We start from the raw sequence: 13,743 nt of genomic DNA, 5'->3' as shown, positions 1-13,743 counted from the left end.
GCCCACTCGTTCCTGTTCCTTCGTGCGTACCCGTGGCCCCCGCACACCGGAGACCCCGCGCGCCGGCCGCGATAACGAAAAACTACGTGGGTTCCGAAGAACCCCGCTCCCCGGCCCGCGTCCCTGGCGCGCTCCCGGTGCCCTGGCCCGCTCACGCCACCGGGATCCGGCCTGCCGACGGCCCGCGAAAAAAGTTTTCGCGCTTTTCGTTATCGGGTGCCGGCCCCGTGGTCTCCCCTGTGTCGGCCGCGAGACCCACGGGTCCCCCGGGCTCCGCGGGCCGACGGATCGCTGTCCCCCACAGGAAACGGAACCATGAACTACGACCACCATCAGACGGAGCGCCACGACGAGACTCCGGCCGGGAGCGGCCGCGGGACGAGCGGGTCCGGTACGCACCGGCGTTCCGGCGCGGCCGGTGCGGGCGGCCGGCACGGGCGGACCGGCGGTTCGCACCGCGCCGGCAGCGCTCCCCGGCGCAAGGCCACCCTGCTGGCGGTGGCGGCCGTGGTCACCGTGGGCGGCGCGTCCGCGGTGCTGATGCGCCCCGACTCCGGAACCGACCGGGCGCTCGCGGCGGACGCGTCCGAGCCGTCGGCGCTCACGGCGAAGGTCTCCGCTTCCCCGACGCCGGACACCTCGCCCTCGGCCAAGCCCCGCAAGCCCTCGGCCTCCCCGTCCAAGGCCAAGAAGCACGCCAAGAAGCACACGTCACCGCGGCCGAAGGCCAGCCGTCCCGGCAGCGGCTCCGGGAGCACCCAGCAGACGACGCCCCGTACGCCGCACGTCGACTCCGGTGCCGGAGCCACCACGCCGAACGGAGCGCAGGCCGCGTCGGGCACCGCCGCGCAGTTCGCGAAGAAGATCGTTGAGCTGGTCAACGCGCAGCGGGCGCAGCACGGTTGTGGCCCGCTCACCGTCGATGCCCGAATACAGCGCGCGGCGCAGGCCCACTCGGACGACATGGCCGCCCGCAACTTCTACGACCACAACACCCCGGAAGGCGTCGACCCCGGTACCCGGATGACCAAGGCCGGGTACCCGTGGGGCAGCTGGGCGGAGAACATCTTCAAGAGCCCCAAGGACCCGGCCACGGCGATGGAGGGCTGGATGAAGAGCCCGGGCCACCGGGACAACATCCTCAACTGCTCCTACAAGACCACCGGTGTGGGCGTCAATCTCAGCAGCAACGGCCCGTGGTGGACGCAGGACTTCGCCACCCACCGCTGATACGGCGGGGTTTCCCGGCGGTGCGGGCCGGAGCCGGCTCGCACCGCCGGTGCCCTGCGGTGGCGCATGCTCAGCTGTCCGCCGGGGCGAAGGTCCGGTCGAGGAAGCCGTCGAGGCTGCGGCGGGCCTCCGTGCCGTGCGGGCCGGCGAAGATCTCGGCGGCGTGGCGGGTGCCGGGCAGGACCGTGACCTCGGCCTCGGGGAAGCTGTGGGCGACCTCGCGCAGCCGCTTTTCGTCGGAGAGCGGGTCATCGGCGGTGCCCAGGAGCAGCAGTTCCCCGTCGTACGAGGTGCCGCTCCCGGCGGAGTAGCCGCCCAATGAGGCGAGCGGGCTGATACCGGCGACGCCGGCCGGGCGGTCGGTGCGGTCCGTCAGCATGCCGAGCATCACGTTGCCGCCCATACAACCGCCCACCCACGCCACGTCCTTGGCGCCGCGCGAGCGCAGCAGGCGGGTCGCGTCGGAGACGGTCCGGCGGCGGTCCGCGCCCCAGTCGAGGGTGACCACGTGATAGCCGCCGGCGGCGAGCCGCTTGGCCTCGGCGGCCCATTCGCAGGCGTCCCCCCAGGAGATGGGGGCGAAGACCACCCCGCGGGGACCGGTGCCCAGGGTGACCAGGCGGCCCTTCCCCGAGGAACCGGGCGGGCGATACGCGGTGGCGCCTGCCACGCCGTGGAAGCACGACGGCAGCCGGTCCGGTGTGGCGCTGAACTCTCGCACGGCGACGGTTCCTTTCTCGGTGGTTCCCCCCTCGGCGGAACGACGGTTTTCCGCCATTGCGCTCCCTTGTGGGGCCTTTTCCGCGTCACGCCCGGCGCACGCGGTGGCACTGGTCAAGGCCAGAAACAGGACCGCTGTCATGGCCAGGGCACGTCTCGGCGCACATGCAAACATGGGAGAAGCATAGAGAGAAAGCATTGGGAAAAGCTATATTAAAAGCTAGATGGAAAGCTTTTCACGGCGTCCACATCTGGCAACCACACAGTCTCCCCAGGTCAGAACATGCCTGTATGAAGGGTGGGATATCTTTGTACTGAGCATCGGGTAGAGGGAAGGCGGTTCACAGTGGAGCCTGACCACGTAGACGAGATCATCTCGGCATGGGGACACGAGCTGCCCGAAATCGCCGGTCTTCCCCTGGAACTGGCCAAAAGGACCGCCCTGTTGGTTTCGGCCTTTGATATCGCCGCGGCCGCCGAGCTGGAGAAACTCGGGCTCACCCAGGCCGAGTACGGGGTCCTCGCCACCCTCCGCCGGATCGGCGCCCCCTACCGCCTCAAGCCGACCGACCTCACGCACGCGCTCCTGCTGTCCTCCGGTGGGACCAGCAATGTCATCAAGCGTCTGGTGGCCGCCGGCTATGTCACCCGCGCGGCGGCCGAGGACGATGCGCGCAGCAGCTGGGTGCAGCTCACCCCAAGCGGGGTGGAGACCGCCGAGGCGGCGGTGCGCGCCACCACCGCCGTGCACGCCCGGCTCGTCGACCGGATTCCGGAGCGCACGGCGAAGGCCCTCAGCGAGCAGCTGCGCATCGCGCTGGCCGCCATCGAGGAGGGCGTGCTGATCCGGCGCTGACGCGAGGTCAGCGGCCGGTCAGCCGGTCGCGCACCTCCTCCGCCCGGTCCAGCAGCCGCGGCAGCCCGGCGTACGCCAGCCGCCCGGCGCGCTTGACGATCCGCCCGGCGACCAGCACGGTGTCGACATCGGCGCGGTCCATCGACGACACGACGGCCGCGGTGGCGTCGTGCACCGGCGCCACTCCGGGGCGGTCGGTCCGCAGCACGAGCAGATCCGCCTGCTTGCCCGGGGTGAGGGAGCCGATCCGGTCCGCCATCCCGAGCGCCTCGGCGCCGCCGAGCGTCGCGAATTCCAGCACCTCCCGGGTCGTGAGCAACGGTGCGTCGGAGCCCGCGTGGCCCTGGAGCGCGGCGAAGCGTCCGACCTGGAAGGCGGTCCGCATCTGCGTGAACATGTCGCTCGGTGCGGCGACTTCGACATCGACGCTGAGGCTGGGACGCAGACCGGCGGCCGCCGCGGCGGCGAACGGCGGCAGTCCGTGGCCCATGGTCATCTCGATGGCGGGCGCGACCGACAGCGCCCCGCCGCTGTCGCGGATCAGCTCCAGCTCGCCGGCGTCCATCCCGGTGCCGTGGATGAACACCGTTCCGGGGCGCAGTACGCCGAGGCGGCGCAGCCGGGAGACGGGTTTGCCGCCCCGGACGTGCAGCGCGGTCGGCACCTCCAGCTCACGGGCCAGGGCCCAGCTGTTCCGGGTGCCCTCGTCGCCGCCGAACTCGGCGTTCAGCGCCATGGTCACCAGGCCGTCCCCGCCGTGCAGCCGGCCGCCGCGGATGCGGCGGGCGTCCTGCGCCGTGCCCTGTCCGTAGGCGAAGACGGTGCGCAGCCCGGATTCGGTGAGCGCGTCGAGCAGGGCGTCGGTGTGCTCCTCGGTCGGCTTGTCGATATTGGAGATGTCCTGGACGGTGGTCACCCCCGCGTCCAGGGCACCCAGCGCACTCAGCAGATTGCCCAGGTGGAGGTCGTCGGCGCCGAGCCGGGGCGCCAGGGTGTGCAGGACGGTGGCGAAGTACTGGTCGAGGGTCTGGTCGGCGCCGCTGCCGCGAAGCGCCGCCTGCCACATGTGCCGATGGGTGTCGACGAAGCCGGGGAGCACGAGGCACCCCCGGGCGTCGATCCGCTCGTCCGCCGCGGCGGGGTCGATGCCGGGGCGTACCTCGATGATCCGGCCGTCCGCCACCAGGATGTCGGCGGACGGCAGTTCACCGGTGGCCGGGTCCATGGTGAGGACCCGGCCACCGGTGACGAGCAGGCGTGCGGGGGTCATGCAGAGCCCCACCCCGGAGGCGGCGCCAGGCGGCCCATCTGGAGGTTCCAGTACTCGGTGTTGCGCCGGCAGCGGCCGTCGGGAGCGAAGGTCAGGAAGTTGGTCTCCAGGAAGGTGACCCAGTGCTCGCCGTCGGGGTTGAGGGCGGGGGCCCGCAGGGTGACCCAGAGTTCGACGGCTGCCCGGTCGCCGGTGACGACCGGGGTGCCATGACGGCCGGTCATGTCGCTCTGGCCGGCGGTGATGTCGCGCCAGTAGCGGCCGATGGCGTCACGGCCGCGGAAGGTCTGCGCCTCCACGCCGGGCACCGCCTCGTACACGGCGTCCGGGGTGAACAGCCGGACCGCGGCCTTGTCGTTCTTGGTCCGCCAGGTCTCCAGATAGGCGTCGGTCCAGCTCGACACCTGGGCGGCGGTGAGCCGGTCGGATCGTTCGTCGGCCTGTGCGGCCGGCGCCAGGGCCGCCAGGGGCAGCGCGGCGGCGCCGGCGCGGAGCAGGGTGCGGCGGTGGGTACGGGGGTTCACGGGTGTTCGGTGCCCTTTCCGTGCGGACGGGGTGAGGCGGCCGGCGACGGCTTCGCGCAGCCGGGGGGCGGAGCCGGTGTCATACGGCTTCCTGGAGGCGGACGGAGAATTCGATGCCGTCGCCCAGCGGCAGCTGCTGGGAGAGATAGCCGTTGCCGGCGGTGCGGACATGGTCGGTGAACTCGGGCGGCAGCATCGGCAGGTTGTCGGAGACGACCAGGCCACCGGCGCGCAGTTGCGGTTCGAGCAGCTTGAGGACCGGGAGGTAGAGCTCCTTCCAGCCGTCGAGCAGGAGCAGATCGACCGGCCCGGGGAGCGTGCCGAGCTGCTCCCGGGCGTCGCCGGTCCGGATCTCGGCGTAGTCGGCGAGCCCGGCGCGCTCCAGGTGGCTGCGGGCCCGGTCGGCCTTGCCCGGGTGCAGCTCCGAGCCGATGATGCGGCCGGCGCCGTTGTCGCGCAGGGCGGCCGCCGCATAGATCGTCGAGGCGCCGAAGGAGGTGCCGAACTCAACGACGAGGGCCGGGCGCAGGCTCCGTACGAGCTGGTAGAGGAAGGTGCCGACCTGCGGGTGTACGGGCAGCGCGGCCTGCGCGCACAGCTCGGCCGCCTCCTGCGCGGTGGGCGGCTGCGGCCAGTCGGCCGCGGTGGCGTAGGCCCGCTTCATGACGTCCGGGTCGTTGCGCTCGGCGGTGCGGGCGATCTCGTCCAGGACGGCGCCCACGCGCGGGTCGGCGAGCCCGGTGGTGGCGGTGGTCATGCCTGTGCCCTCCCGTCCCGCACGGCGGCCAGCAGCGCGGGGTCGAGGTAGCTCTGCGCGTTGTAGATGGTCCGGTCGGTGTCGAGTATCTCGCGCCGGCCGTGCATCACCCGGGTATTGTCGATCAGCGCCACGTCGCCGTCCTGCCAGTCCAGCTCCTCGGTCAGCTCCTCGGTGAGGCGGCGGAATTCGGCGAGGAGCTCCTGGGGGATCTCGGTGCCGTCGGCGAAGGTGATGCGCGGGGCCTCGTAGTTGTACGAGGGGCCGAAGACGCTGTTGGCCCAGGAGAGCCGGCTGCCGAAGAGCGTGGAGTGGACGGCACCGACGCGGTAGGCGTAGTGGATGGAGCCGTCGTCGTTGAGCTGGAGGGTGGTGGACACACTGCCGCCCACCAGGTCCTTCATATCGGCGAAGGTGACGTCGTCGAGCGCTTTGCGGCCCTCCGTCTGGTGGCAGACGAAAGCCTTCCACTTGGGCTCCTCCACCCGGCGGCTGTACATGATGTCCTTGACGCCGAAGACCTCGCGGGCGGTGTCGCTCGCCGCGTCCCAGACCCGGTAGCCGTCACAGACGGTGGTCTGGGAGCCGCTGGCGGCGGCCTTCTCGCACAGGAACCACGTCAGGTCGGGGCCGAACGGGCTGTTGCCGTTCTCCAGATGGAGGCCGACGGCGACGGTGCCCGCGTCCACCTTCTGGGCGACCTCGCCGCCGTGGAAGGAGCGCGCCGGGTCGAGGGTGATCCGGCTGGAGTGCGCCTTCACGAAGGAGGTGAACTCCTCCAGGTCGGTGCGGAAGCCCCGGAACAGCAGAAAGCCGGCGTCGGCGAGCAGCCCGGTGACCCACGCGGGGTCCAGTGCACCGAGCGACCGGTCCCCGGTGGGCAGGACGAGCCGGCCGGTGGCGGCCCCGTAGGGCTCGACGTCAGCGATGGTGGTCATGCGTCTGCTCCTTGGTGGTCGTACAGCGTTCCGTTGGACAGGGCGGTGCGGATGGCTGCCCGCATGGGCCGTCCGGTGACGGTGAAGAACCGGCGGTAGAGGCGCTCGTCGGCGACCGTGAGATGCGGCACGGCGATCCGCTCCACCTCGGAGAGGTGCGCTTCGCCGAACTCCCGGACGGCCGTTTCGGCCGCCGCGAGGTCGGTGGACTCCTTGACGAGGAAGAGTCCGTGGAGGGCGGTGAGCCCGTCACCGATCACGGCGACGGCGCGGACGAAGGGGAGTTGGGCATACTGCGCCTCGACCCACTCGGGGGCCACATTGCGGCCGGCCGCGGTGATGATGACGTTCTTCTTGCGTCCGGTGATGCGGATGAAGCCGTCCTCGTCGATCCGGGCCAGATCGCCGGTACGGAGCCAGCCATCGGCGTCGAGGACCAGGCTGGAGGGGTCGTCGCGGGTGTAGCCGGCGAACAACGAGGTGCTGCTGACCAGGAGTTCACCGTCCTCCGCGGTACGGACGCGGACATGCGGCAGCGGCCGGCCCACGGTGCCCAGCCGGCGCGCGTCCGGGGTGTTCCAGCTGACCACGGAGCTGTTCTCGGACAGTCCGTACCCCTCGTGCACGGGCAGCCCGTGGTCCTCCAGCCGCCGCAGCAGCTCCGGGTGCACGGGCGCCCCGCCGCAGCAGATGAGCGGCGCGCCGGGAGTGCCGAACAGGGCCGGTGCGACCGCGTCTCCGCGCGCCACGGCCTCGTCCGCGGCGGTGGCGAAGGCGTCGACCAGCGCGGGCGTGGCGACCATCGCGGTCGGGCGGGCGGCCGTCACAAACGGCAGGACGTCGGCCGGGGCCGCCGCCGCGGTGCCGACCAGGGCCTTGCCCGGCGGCATCAGGACCACGGTCCCGCCGTCGAGCAGGACCATGTAGAGGCCGGTGACCTGCTCGATGAGCAGGCTGAACGGGACGACGGAGAGATAGCGGGAGAAGGCCCCGTCGGGCATCACCGATCGCAGTGAGCCCAGCAGTTCGTTCAGGGCCGCCGCCCGGATGCGTACCCCCTTGGGACGCGAGGTCGTCCCGGAGGTGTGGATGATCTTGCACTCCCAGTCCGCTCCCCCGGTGGCGGCCGGCGGCAGCACCAGGGGCGCGGACGGCACGGGCCCGTCCGTGGACAGCGGCAGCACCGTGCAGTCCGGGCGCAGCACCCGGTCCCTGCCCCACTGGGTCAGCCGCTCCTGCCCGGCGGCGTCCACCACACACAGGTCGGCCTCCTCCAGCAGACCGGCGGCCTGCTCGGCGGAGAAGGCCAGCGGGACCGGCACCTCGGTGGCACGCGCGGCGATCAGCGCGAGGTCGGCGACCACGTATTCCGGGGTGTTGCCGCAGACCACACCGATGCGCAGCGGGCGTCCTTCGCGTGGTCCGATCCGCTCGGCGAGGTCCGCGGCCCGGCGCGTCACCTCCTGGTAGCTGAGGGTCCTGGCCGGTGTGCCGTCCTCCCCCAGGACCTCGACCATCGGACGCGCGGATTCACCGAACCTGACCAGACTCTGCTCAATGCCCAGCATGGCCGGCCACCTCCATGGCGCTGATGCTCAGTTGGAGATCGGTGACGGAGTAGCGCCCGGTGGCGGCGGAGAACAGCCGGTCCAGGGCGTTCAGCGGGATGACGCCGACCTGCGGCTCCTGCTCGTAGTACGTGCCCCAGCGCGCCGCCTCCTCGGGAGACAGCCGGCGTGGGTCGGCGGGGCCGAACGGCACGAAGGAGATGCCGGTTCGGTCCAGCGTCGTGATGAGGCTTTGGGTGACCGTGCACAGGATGTACTCCATGCCCAGGCACCAGGCGATGATCGGGGTGGCTCTGATCAGTTCGCGGCCGACCGAGGCGCGGCGGGTGGCCAGTGCCCCCACCTCCACCACCCGCCTGCGGTCCACCGAGGCTCCGAGACGGGCCAGTGCGGCGTCCTCGACTCCGGTGTCGAGATATCGCTCGGAGAACAGCTCCTGGTCGCTGCCGAAGGTGAGCCCCGCGCAGGCCAGTGGCGCGCAGGGCTCCTCCGCCGCGCCGCAGGCCGGCCGGGCGACGATGAACGAGTCGGGCCGGGGCGCCACATCGGCGCCGTATGCCTGGGCGTACACCTCACGAGCGAGGTCCGCGGCGTCCAGCCATGAGCTGGTCGACCGGTGTGCCAGATCGATCTGCACGGTGCTCCCCCCTTCCCCGGCTGCCGGCTTTACTTGGTGCCGACGACCAGAGACACGGATGAGGGCAGCGCGATGCGCTCGACGTTCTTCATCCCCGCGTCGTTGAGCCAGCCGGAGATCTCCGGCTCGCTGTAGGTGCGGTCGCCGGAGCAGGCGTACATGGCCAGCGAGAACGCCGCGTTGTGCTCCTCGAGCTGCTCGCCGCGCACGTCTTCGAGCACCACGATCCGGCCGCCGGGGCGCAGCGCCTTGGCGGCCCGCGCGATCAGGTCCCGGTTCTCCTCGTCGGTGTGGTTGTGCACGATCTCGAAGAGGAAGACCACGTCGTAGCCGGTGCCGAGGTCGCCGCTGAGGAAGCTGCCGCGCTGGAGGGTGATCCGGTCGGACAGCCCGGCCTTCTCGATCGCGGCGCCGGTGTCGGCGAGCGCCTCGGGCAGGTCGAGGATGGTGGCGGAGAGCTCGGGGTGCCGCTCGCACATGGCCATGGAGTGCAGGCCGTGCGAGCCGCCCAGGTCGAGGAGGCGCCGCGCCCCTTCGGGCAGCGGGACGGCCTCGACGATGGGCTGCACGGTGAGCCGCGACTTGACCCGCATGTAGGCGGAGAAGTCCCGCCCGGCCTCGGGGTTGTCGGCCCAGCGCTCCCAGAGGGACTGGGCCGGCTTGCCGTCCCGGACGGCCTGCGGCAGTTCCCACATCACGTTGGTGAGTTCGTACGCCCACAGCAGCGCCGGGGTGAAGTCGTACTCGGCGTTCTTGCCCAGCCAGCGCTCGGCGAGCGGGCCGTTGCGGTAGCGCCCGTCCTCCAGGGTCAGCCAGCCGAGGACGGCGGCGACGTCGGCCACCGCGCGGGTGCCGTCCGTGCTCGCGCCGATCGCGGCGGCCAGCTCGTCGAGGGTCTTGGGGCCGTCTTCCTCCAGGGTCCGGAAGATGCCGAGCTTGGCGGCGGAGGTGAGCGCCGCGTAGCGGATGGTGGAGCCGATCACCTCATCGATCGGGTTGCCCGCCAGCTCGGCGTCGGTGGTGGTCTTGAACATGGCTGATCTCCTCGGGATGGCAGGGAACGGCCGCGCAGCCGGTGCGCGGCCAGGACATGCCGTGCGCGCGACGGCCGCGGGCACGGTGAAGGTGGTGGGACTGCCGAACGGGGACGAGCTTCAGCCGGCCGGGACCGGTGGCGGCCGGAACGCCCGGGGGCGTGCCGGCTCCGGCTGCGCCGTGAAGGCGAGCGGGAGGTGTGCCTTGCCATGGCGGCCGTGGTACCTCACTCCGGGGGACGGGCCCCCGCAGTGGCGTTGCTGCGGGCCGTGCGCGAAGCCCGCCGGCGCCGCGCGGCGCCAGGCCGGCACCGGCCGCCCGGACCGCACGGCACCGCGGGGCTTCATCGGGCCCCGGCCGGTGTGCGGCGGATCGGGAACCGGACGGTCGGGGGCCGTACGAGGAAGGACTCGCGGAGCCCGTGCGGCGACGTCACGGCGTCGGGGGACGTGCCGGACGCGGAGGGCGCCGGGCGGAAACCTCCTGGGGACGGCCCGGGGAGGGCAGCGCGGTCCGCCGCTCTCCTCGGCGGCGCGCTGCTGACGGCCTGTTCGCTCCCCGGGCCGGGCTGCGCATCTCCGGGGCCGCCGGACGGCGAGCCGCCCCGGGCGGGCTGGAGCCCGAAGACCCCGCGGTGGAGGGCTGCGAGACGGAAGGAGCGGGCCGGGTCGCCCGAAGGGGCGCCGGGAACGATCCCGGCCATGGTGCCCGCGCCCCCACGACGCGGGCCTCCTCGGCCCCGGCCACCGTCGTCCCGATGAATTCGTGACGGCTGGTCATGCCGCGGTGCACCACTCCGGACTGTGCGTCCGCAGGAGACACCGCGGACTCCTGACGGCTGTTCATCGGGTCCCCCCCCGTTCGCAGCTCCTCAGTGCGGCCCACCCGATGTCAGGCGGACACCTCGTCGAACCCGACGGCTGCGCGTCCCGCCTTGTGGATGTGGGCGGTCTCGGCGATCCGGCGGCCGAGTGCCTCGGCGGTGCGCAGGTCGCTGGCACAGGGGGTGACGTCCGCACCCTCGTCGTTGTTCGACTGGGACATGGCGCCCAGCCAGCTGCCGAGCCGGTTGAGGTCCTCGGGGCTGCCGGAGGAGGTGTTCCAGCCGCCGTACTCGGCGAGGCCGACCCAGACCATGCCGTGCTGGGCGGCGAACAGCGCGATGTCGATCAGCGCGTTGAGCTTGTCCCCCGCCATGTTGCCGCTGTTGGTGAAGCCGCCCGCGATCTTGTTCTTCCAGCGCATGTTGTCGCCCCAGACCTGGCTGGTGGCCTCGACGAACGCACGGAAGACGGCGCTGCTGCCGCCCATGTAGGTCGGCGTGCCGAAGATCAGGGCGTCGGACTCCTGTAGGACCTCCCACAGCTCGTCGTTGAGCTCGGCGAGGGAGACCAGGCGTACCTGGGTGTCGGGGACCTTCTCCGCGCCGGCCGCGACGGCCGCCGCCTGCTTTGCGGTGTGGCCGTATCCACTGTGATACGCCACCGCAACCTTGATCTGCATACTTCTCCCCCACCCGGGACGGAACGATGTTTTAGCTTTCACTAAAGCTGTCCAGAAAGCTTTAGGTGCTGGTTACGCTATCCATGCCCGCACTTCCAAGGCAAGCGTCTCCGGCCAACACCCCGAAAAGAACAGGTAAATCCGCAGGTAGGGACAGCTCGCCCAATCACTCCCGTACCTCCCGAAACCTGCGCACCACGCCAGCCACCCCGCCATGACGCCCCCTCGACGCCGACTTCGAGGCGACGGGCGAAATCGGGCACCACGGCACACTTCCCTATCAGACACACAGGGGCCGATCCCAGAGCACTGACCAGCCGTCAAATCCCTTTTCGGCCATGGCACTTCGTGGAAGTGGGGGCGATTGAGGGCACCCTCCATCAGGCCCCGACAGGGATGTGACGCAGGTCACATGAAGGGGTGTCATACGTCGAGGGGGCGTCATCCGTGTGCAGGGTGACGGGCCCGCAAGGGGCCCTGAATACGGGGAAAGGACAACACATGCGTAACAGCCGAATTCTCCGCACCGCGGTCGCCGCGGCCGCTCTCACGGTCCTCGGACTGGGTGGTGCCGCCCAGGCCCACGCCGCCACCGGGGCCGAGGCCGCAGCGCCGGTCGCCCCCTCCGCTCAGCACCAGGTCAAGCCGATGGACGGCCCGCCCGGAACCGTGTGGACCGGCAAGAAGTTCTGGACCCTCAGCGGCTGCCAGGAGGCCGGCACCGACCTCGTCAGCAGCGGCAAGTGGGCCGACCCCTTCTGCGACGGCACGGGCCTCAAGTACGACCTGTGGGCCCGGCCGCTGTAAATCCCTTACGGCTTCCGGCAGTTCACCGGTAGCCGTCGGCAGCAACCCCGAGTAGGCGGCCCGTCCCCGCGCACCTCCGCGGTCACGCGGGGACGGCCGTCCCCTCGGTCATGAAGAGCGAAACGGCGGTGGCCTGTGCACCCGGCGCCGGCCGGCGGTCCGGCGGGCTTCCTGATCAGGCTCCCCGGGGACCGGCGGCATCGGCGGGAACGTGGGCGAGGGCCGCGCTCGAAACGCGGTACCGGCCGTTCGGCACCTCGGCCGTGGTGACATGAACGGTGAGCGGGCCCGCCCATTCGTAGCCACGGTCGACGGCGTGCCGGGCCAGTACATCCGTCAGTTGCCGGCCCACCTCTCCGCCGCGGGCCGCCAGTTCATCGTGTACGTGCTGCGCGAGTTCGACGGTGTAGTCATTGGGTACCAGGACTCGGCTCTGGCTGCACACGATCGCATGGTCGTCGCATTCCTGCCGGAGGTCATCGAGCAACTGGACCGGGTCGGTGCGGAAGATCTTGGCCACCAGTGCGCTCTCGCAGTCCTCCACCACGCGCTCCCAACGCCTCAATATTCCCATGAGGTTCACCTGCCCCGGAGCCACCGCCACATGCAGGCACGATGCGGGTTCACGTGCACGGCGGGCGCGGCACCGTGCGGGTCCGGCCGAGGCATAACCCCTGGCCCCCGTCGCACGGGGCCGTCACAATGGGCGCGTGCCGATCATGACGTTCCCGGAGACCGGGGCCCCGCCCGCACTCCGGACACAGGTGGCGGAGCTCCGGGACGAGGCGTGGCCGCCGGACTCCGCGTCGGCGCCCGGCACCTTCGCCCACGATCCGGCACTGCGGCCGGTGTCGATGCTGCTCGTCGACGGTCCCACGGTGCTCGCCGCGCTGGACATCCTGTCCAAAGAGATCGTCCACGCCGGACAGCGGTACCGGGCCGCGGGGCTGAGCACGGTCGTGACCCGTGGCACCGCCCGCGGAAAGGGCCATGGCCGCCGTCTGGTGACGGCCGCCCGCGCGGCGATGGCCGCCATGGACCTGGATATCGGCCTGTTCACCTGCGACCGGCCGCTTCAGCCGTTCTACGAGAGTGCGGGCTGGCAGTGGCTGCCCGGTGCGGTGCTCATCGGCGGTACGCCCCAGGACCCGTTCCCCAGCGACCGGCCGGGCTTCGACAAGGTCACCATGGCCGACTTCTTCTCGCCCCTGGGCCGGGACCATCGTTCCTCGTTCCCGCACTCCCGGATCGCGTTGCACCCGGGCGAGATCGACAGACTCTGGTGACGACCGCCGCCCCCGGGGGCGGCGGTGGCGCGCAAAACGGCTGGAACAAGGCCAAGTGCCGCATCAGCGGAGCGAAGGGGCGATGATGGGGGCAGCGGATGCGCGCGTCGGCCCGGCCCGGTGACGTTCGGCCCGTCCGGCAGCCGGCCCCTGCGGAGGATCGATGGTCAGTTATGGGGAGTTCCGCGAGGTGACCGATGAGGCTCCGGACGCCCGCCCGCAGCCTCCCCGTACTCCCCGGCGGCCGGGCTGCCCCTTCTGCCTCATCGTGTGCGGCCGGGCGCCGGCCACGGTGCTGCGCGCCTGGCCGGACGCCCTCGCCATCCGGCCCCGCCACGGCGGTGTCACCGCCGGGCATGTGCTGGTCATCCCCCGGGTGCATGTCGCCGATGTCGCCGAGGACCCGGTGGTGTCGGCGGCCACCATGCTGCGGGCAGCCGAACTCGCGGCGGAGGCCGGGGACTGCAATGTGATCACCTCACGCGGCCCCGCGGCCACCCAGACCGTCCGGCATCTCCATCTCCACGTCGTCCCGCGCGCCGAGGGCGACGGTCTGCTGCTGCCCTGGACCGCCGCCCGGCCCGCGGAGACGTGAGGCGCGCCGCGCCTGCG

The 13,743-nt window shown here is 71.7% G+C and carries 15 protein-coding genes; 5 read left to right on the top strand and 10 right to left on the bottom strand.

The features are described 5' to 3' along the window. Positions 1-315: 315 nt before the first annotated feature. Positions 316-1,230, top strand: coding sequence for a CAP domain-containing protein (locus tag ACFWJW_RS13550; RefSeq protein ID WP_387239283.1), 915 nt, complete (start codon positions 316-318; stop codon positions 1,228-1,230). A 70-nt stretch (positions 1,231-1,300) separates the two neighbouring features. Here ACFWJW_RS13550 and ACFWJW_RS13545 read toward each other — a convergent pair whose 3' ends face one another. After that, entirely contained in the window at positions 1,301-1,951 is a 651-nt protein-coding gene (locus ACFWJW_RS13545; RefSeq protein ID WP_387239280.1) for an alpha/beta hydrolase, read from the bottom strand. Between the two features lie 345 nt (positions 1,952-2,296). Between ACFWJW_RS13545 and ACFWJW_RS13540 the strand changes: the two genes are divergently transcribed. Further along, positions 2,297-2,806, top strand: a complete 510-nt coding sequence (locus ACFWJW_RS13540; protein ID WP_085926892.1) for a MarR family winged helix-turn-helix transcriptional regulator — start codon at positions 2,297-2,299, stop codon at positions 2,804-2,806. Between the two features lie 7 nt (positions 2,807-2,813). On the opposite strand, the gene ACFWJW_RS13535 is transcribed toward ACFWJW_RS13540, so the two are convergent. From ACFWJW_RS13535 to ACFWJW_RS13500, 8 genes are all read right to left on the bottom strand, one after another. After that, positions 2,814-4,076: an amidohydrolase family protein gene (locus ACFWJW_RS13535; RefSeq protein WP_387239277.1), complete on the bottom strand. Its 1,263-nt coding sequence runs from the start codon at positions 4,074-4,076 to the stop codon at positions 2,814-2,816. Further along, a complete protein-coding gene (locus ACFWJW_RS13530; RefSeq protein WP_387239274.1) occupies positions 4,073-4,600 on the bottom strand; it encodes a nuclear transport factor 2 family protein in 528 nt (175 codons plus the stop codon). The genes ACFWJW_RS13535 and ACFWJW_RS13530 overlap by 4 nt, the downstream gene beginning before the upstream one ends. Positions 4,601-4,679: 79 nt before the next feature. After that, entirely contained in the window at positions 4,680-5,357 is a 678-nt protein-coding gene (locus ACFWJW_RS13525; protein ID WP_387239271.1) for an O-methyltransferase, read from the bottom strand. Then, a complete protein-coding gene (locus ACFWJW_RS13520; RefSeq protein WP_387239268.1) occupies positions 5,354-6,295 on the bottom strand; it encodes a TauD/TfdA family dioxygenase in 942 nt (313 codons plus the stop codon). Before ACFWJW_RS13520 ends, ACFWJW_RS13525 begins: the two co-directional genes overlap by 4 nt. Then, entirely contained in the window at positions 6,292-7,863 is a 1,572-nt protein-coding gene (locus ACFWJW_RS13515) for an AMP-binding protein (RefSeq protein ID WP_387239265.1), read from the bottom strand. Before ACFWJW_RS13515 ends, ACFWJW_RS13520 begins: the two co-directional genes overlap by 4 nt. Continuing rightward, positions 7,850-8,500 carry a thermostable hemolysin gene (locus ACFWJW_RS13510; protein WP_387239262.1) on the bottom strand — a complete coding sequence of 217 codons (651 nt, stop codon included), beginning with the start codon at positions 8,498-8,500 and terminating at the stop codon, positions 7,850-7,852. The genes ACFWJW_RS13515 and ACFWJW_RS13510 overlap by 14 nt, the downstream gene beginning before the upstream one ends. Before the next feature lie 29 nt (positions 8,501-8,529). Continuing rightward, positions 8,530-9,534: a methyltransferase gene (locus tag ACFWJW_RS13505; protein ID WP_387239259.1), complete on the bottom strand. Its 1,005-nt coding sequence runs from the start codon at positions 9,532-9,534 to the stop codon at positions 8,530-8,532. Positions 9,535-10,426: 892 nt separating this feature from the next. Further along, positions 10,427-11,038: a flavodoxin family protein gene (locus ACFWJW_RS13500; protein WP_042153236.1), complete on the bottom strand. Its 612-nt coding sequence runs from the start codon at positions 11,036-11,038 to the stop codon at positions 10,427-10,429. A gap of 501 nt (positions 11,039-11,539) precedes the next feature. Between ACFWJW_RS13500 and ACFWJW_RS13495 the strand changes: the two genes are divergently transcribed. After that, positions 11,540-11,845 carry a hypothetical protein gene (locus ACFWJW_RS13495; protein WP_387239255.1) on the top strand — a complete coding sequence of 102 codons (306 nt, stop codon included), beginning with the start codon at positions 11,540-11,542 and terminating at the stop codon, positions 11,843-11,845. 175 nt (positions 11,846-12,020) lie between these two features. Here the strand turns inward: ACFWJW_RS13495 and ACFWJW_RS13490 are convergent, their stop codons facing one another. Continuing rightward, complete coding sequence (locus ACFWJW_RS13490; RefSeq protein ID WP_387239253.1) at positions 12,021-12,419, bottom strand: DUF3662 domain-containing protein; 399 nt, start codon at positions 12,417-12,419, stop codon at positions 12,021-12,023. Between the two features lie 145 nt (positions 12,420-12,564). On the opposite strand from ACFWJW_RS13490, the gene ACFWJW_RS13485 reads away from it, so the two are divergent. Then, a complete protein-coding gene (locus tag ACFWJW_RS13485; RefSeq protein ID WP_387239398.1) occupies positions 12,565-13,131 on the top strand; it encodes a GNAT family N-acetyltransferase in 567 nt (188 codons plus the stop codon). 163 nt (positions 13,132-13,294) lie between these two features. Next, entirely contained in the window at positions 13,295-13,726 is a 432-nt protein-coding gene (locus tag ACFWJW_RS13480) for an HIT family protein (RefSeq protein ID WP_387239250.1), read from the top strand. Positions 13,727-13,743 lie beyond the last annotated feature (17 nt).

The sequence above is a fragment of the Streptomyces sp. NPDC127097 genome (genome assembly GCF_042724075.1).
Classification (GTDB): domain Bacteria; phylum Actinomycetota; class Actinomycetes; order Streptomycetales; family Streptomycetaceae; genus Streptomyces.
The sequence above is the reverse complement of the archived record's forward strand: the minus strand, read 5'-3'. Positions and strand labels throughout refer to the sequence as shown.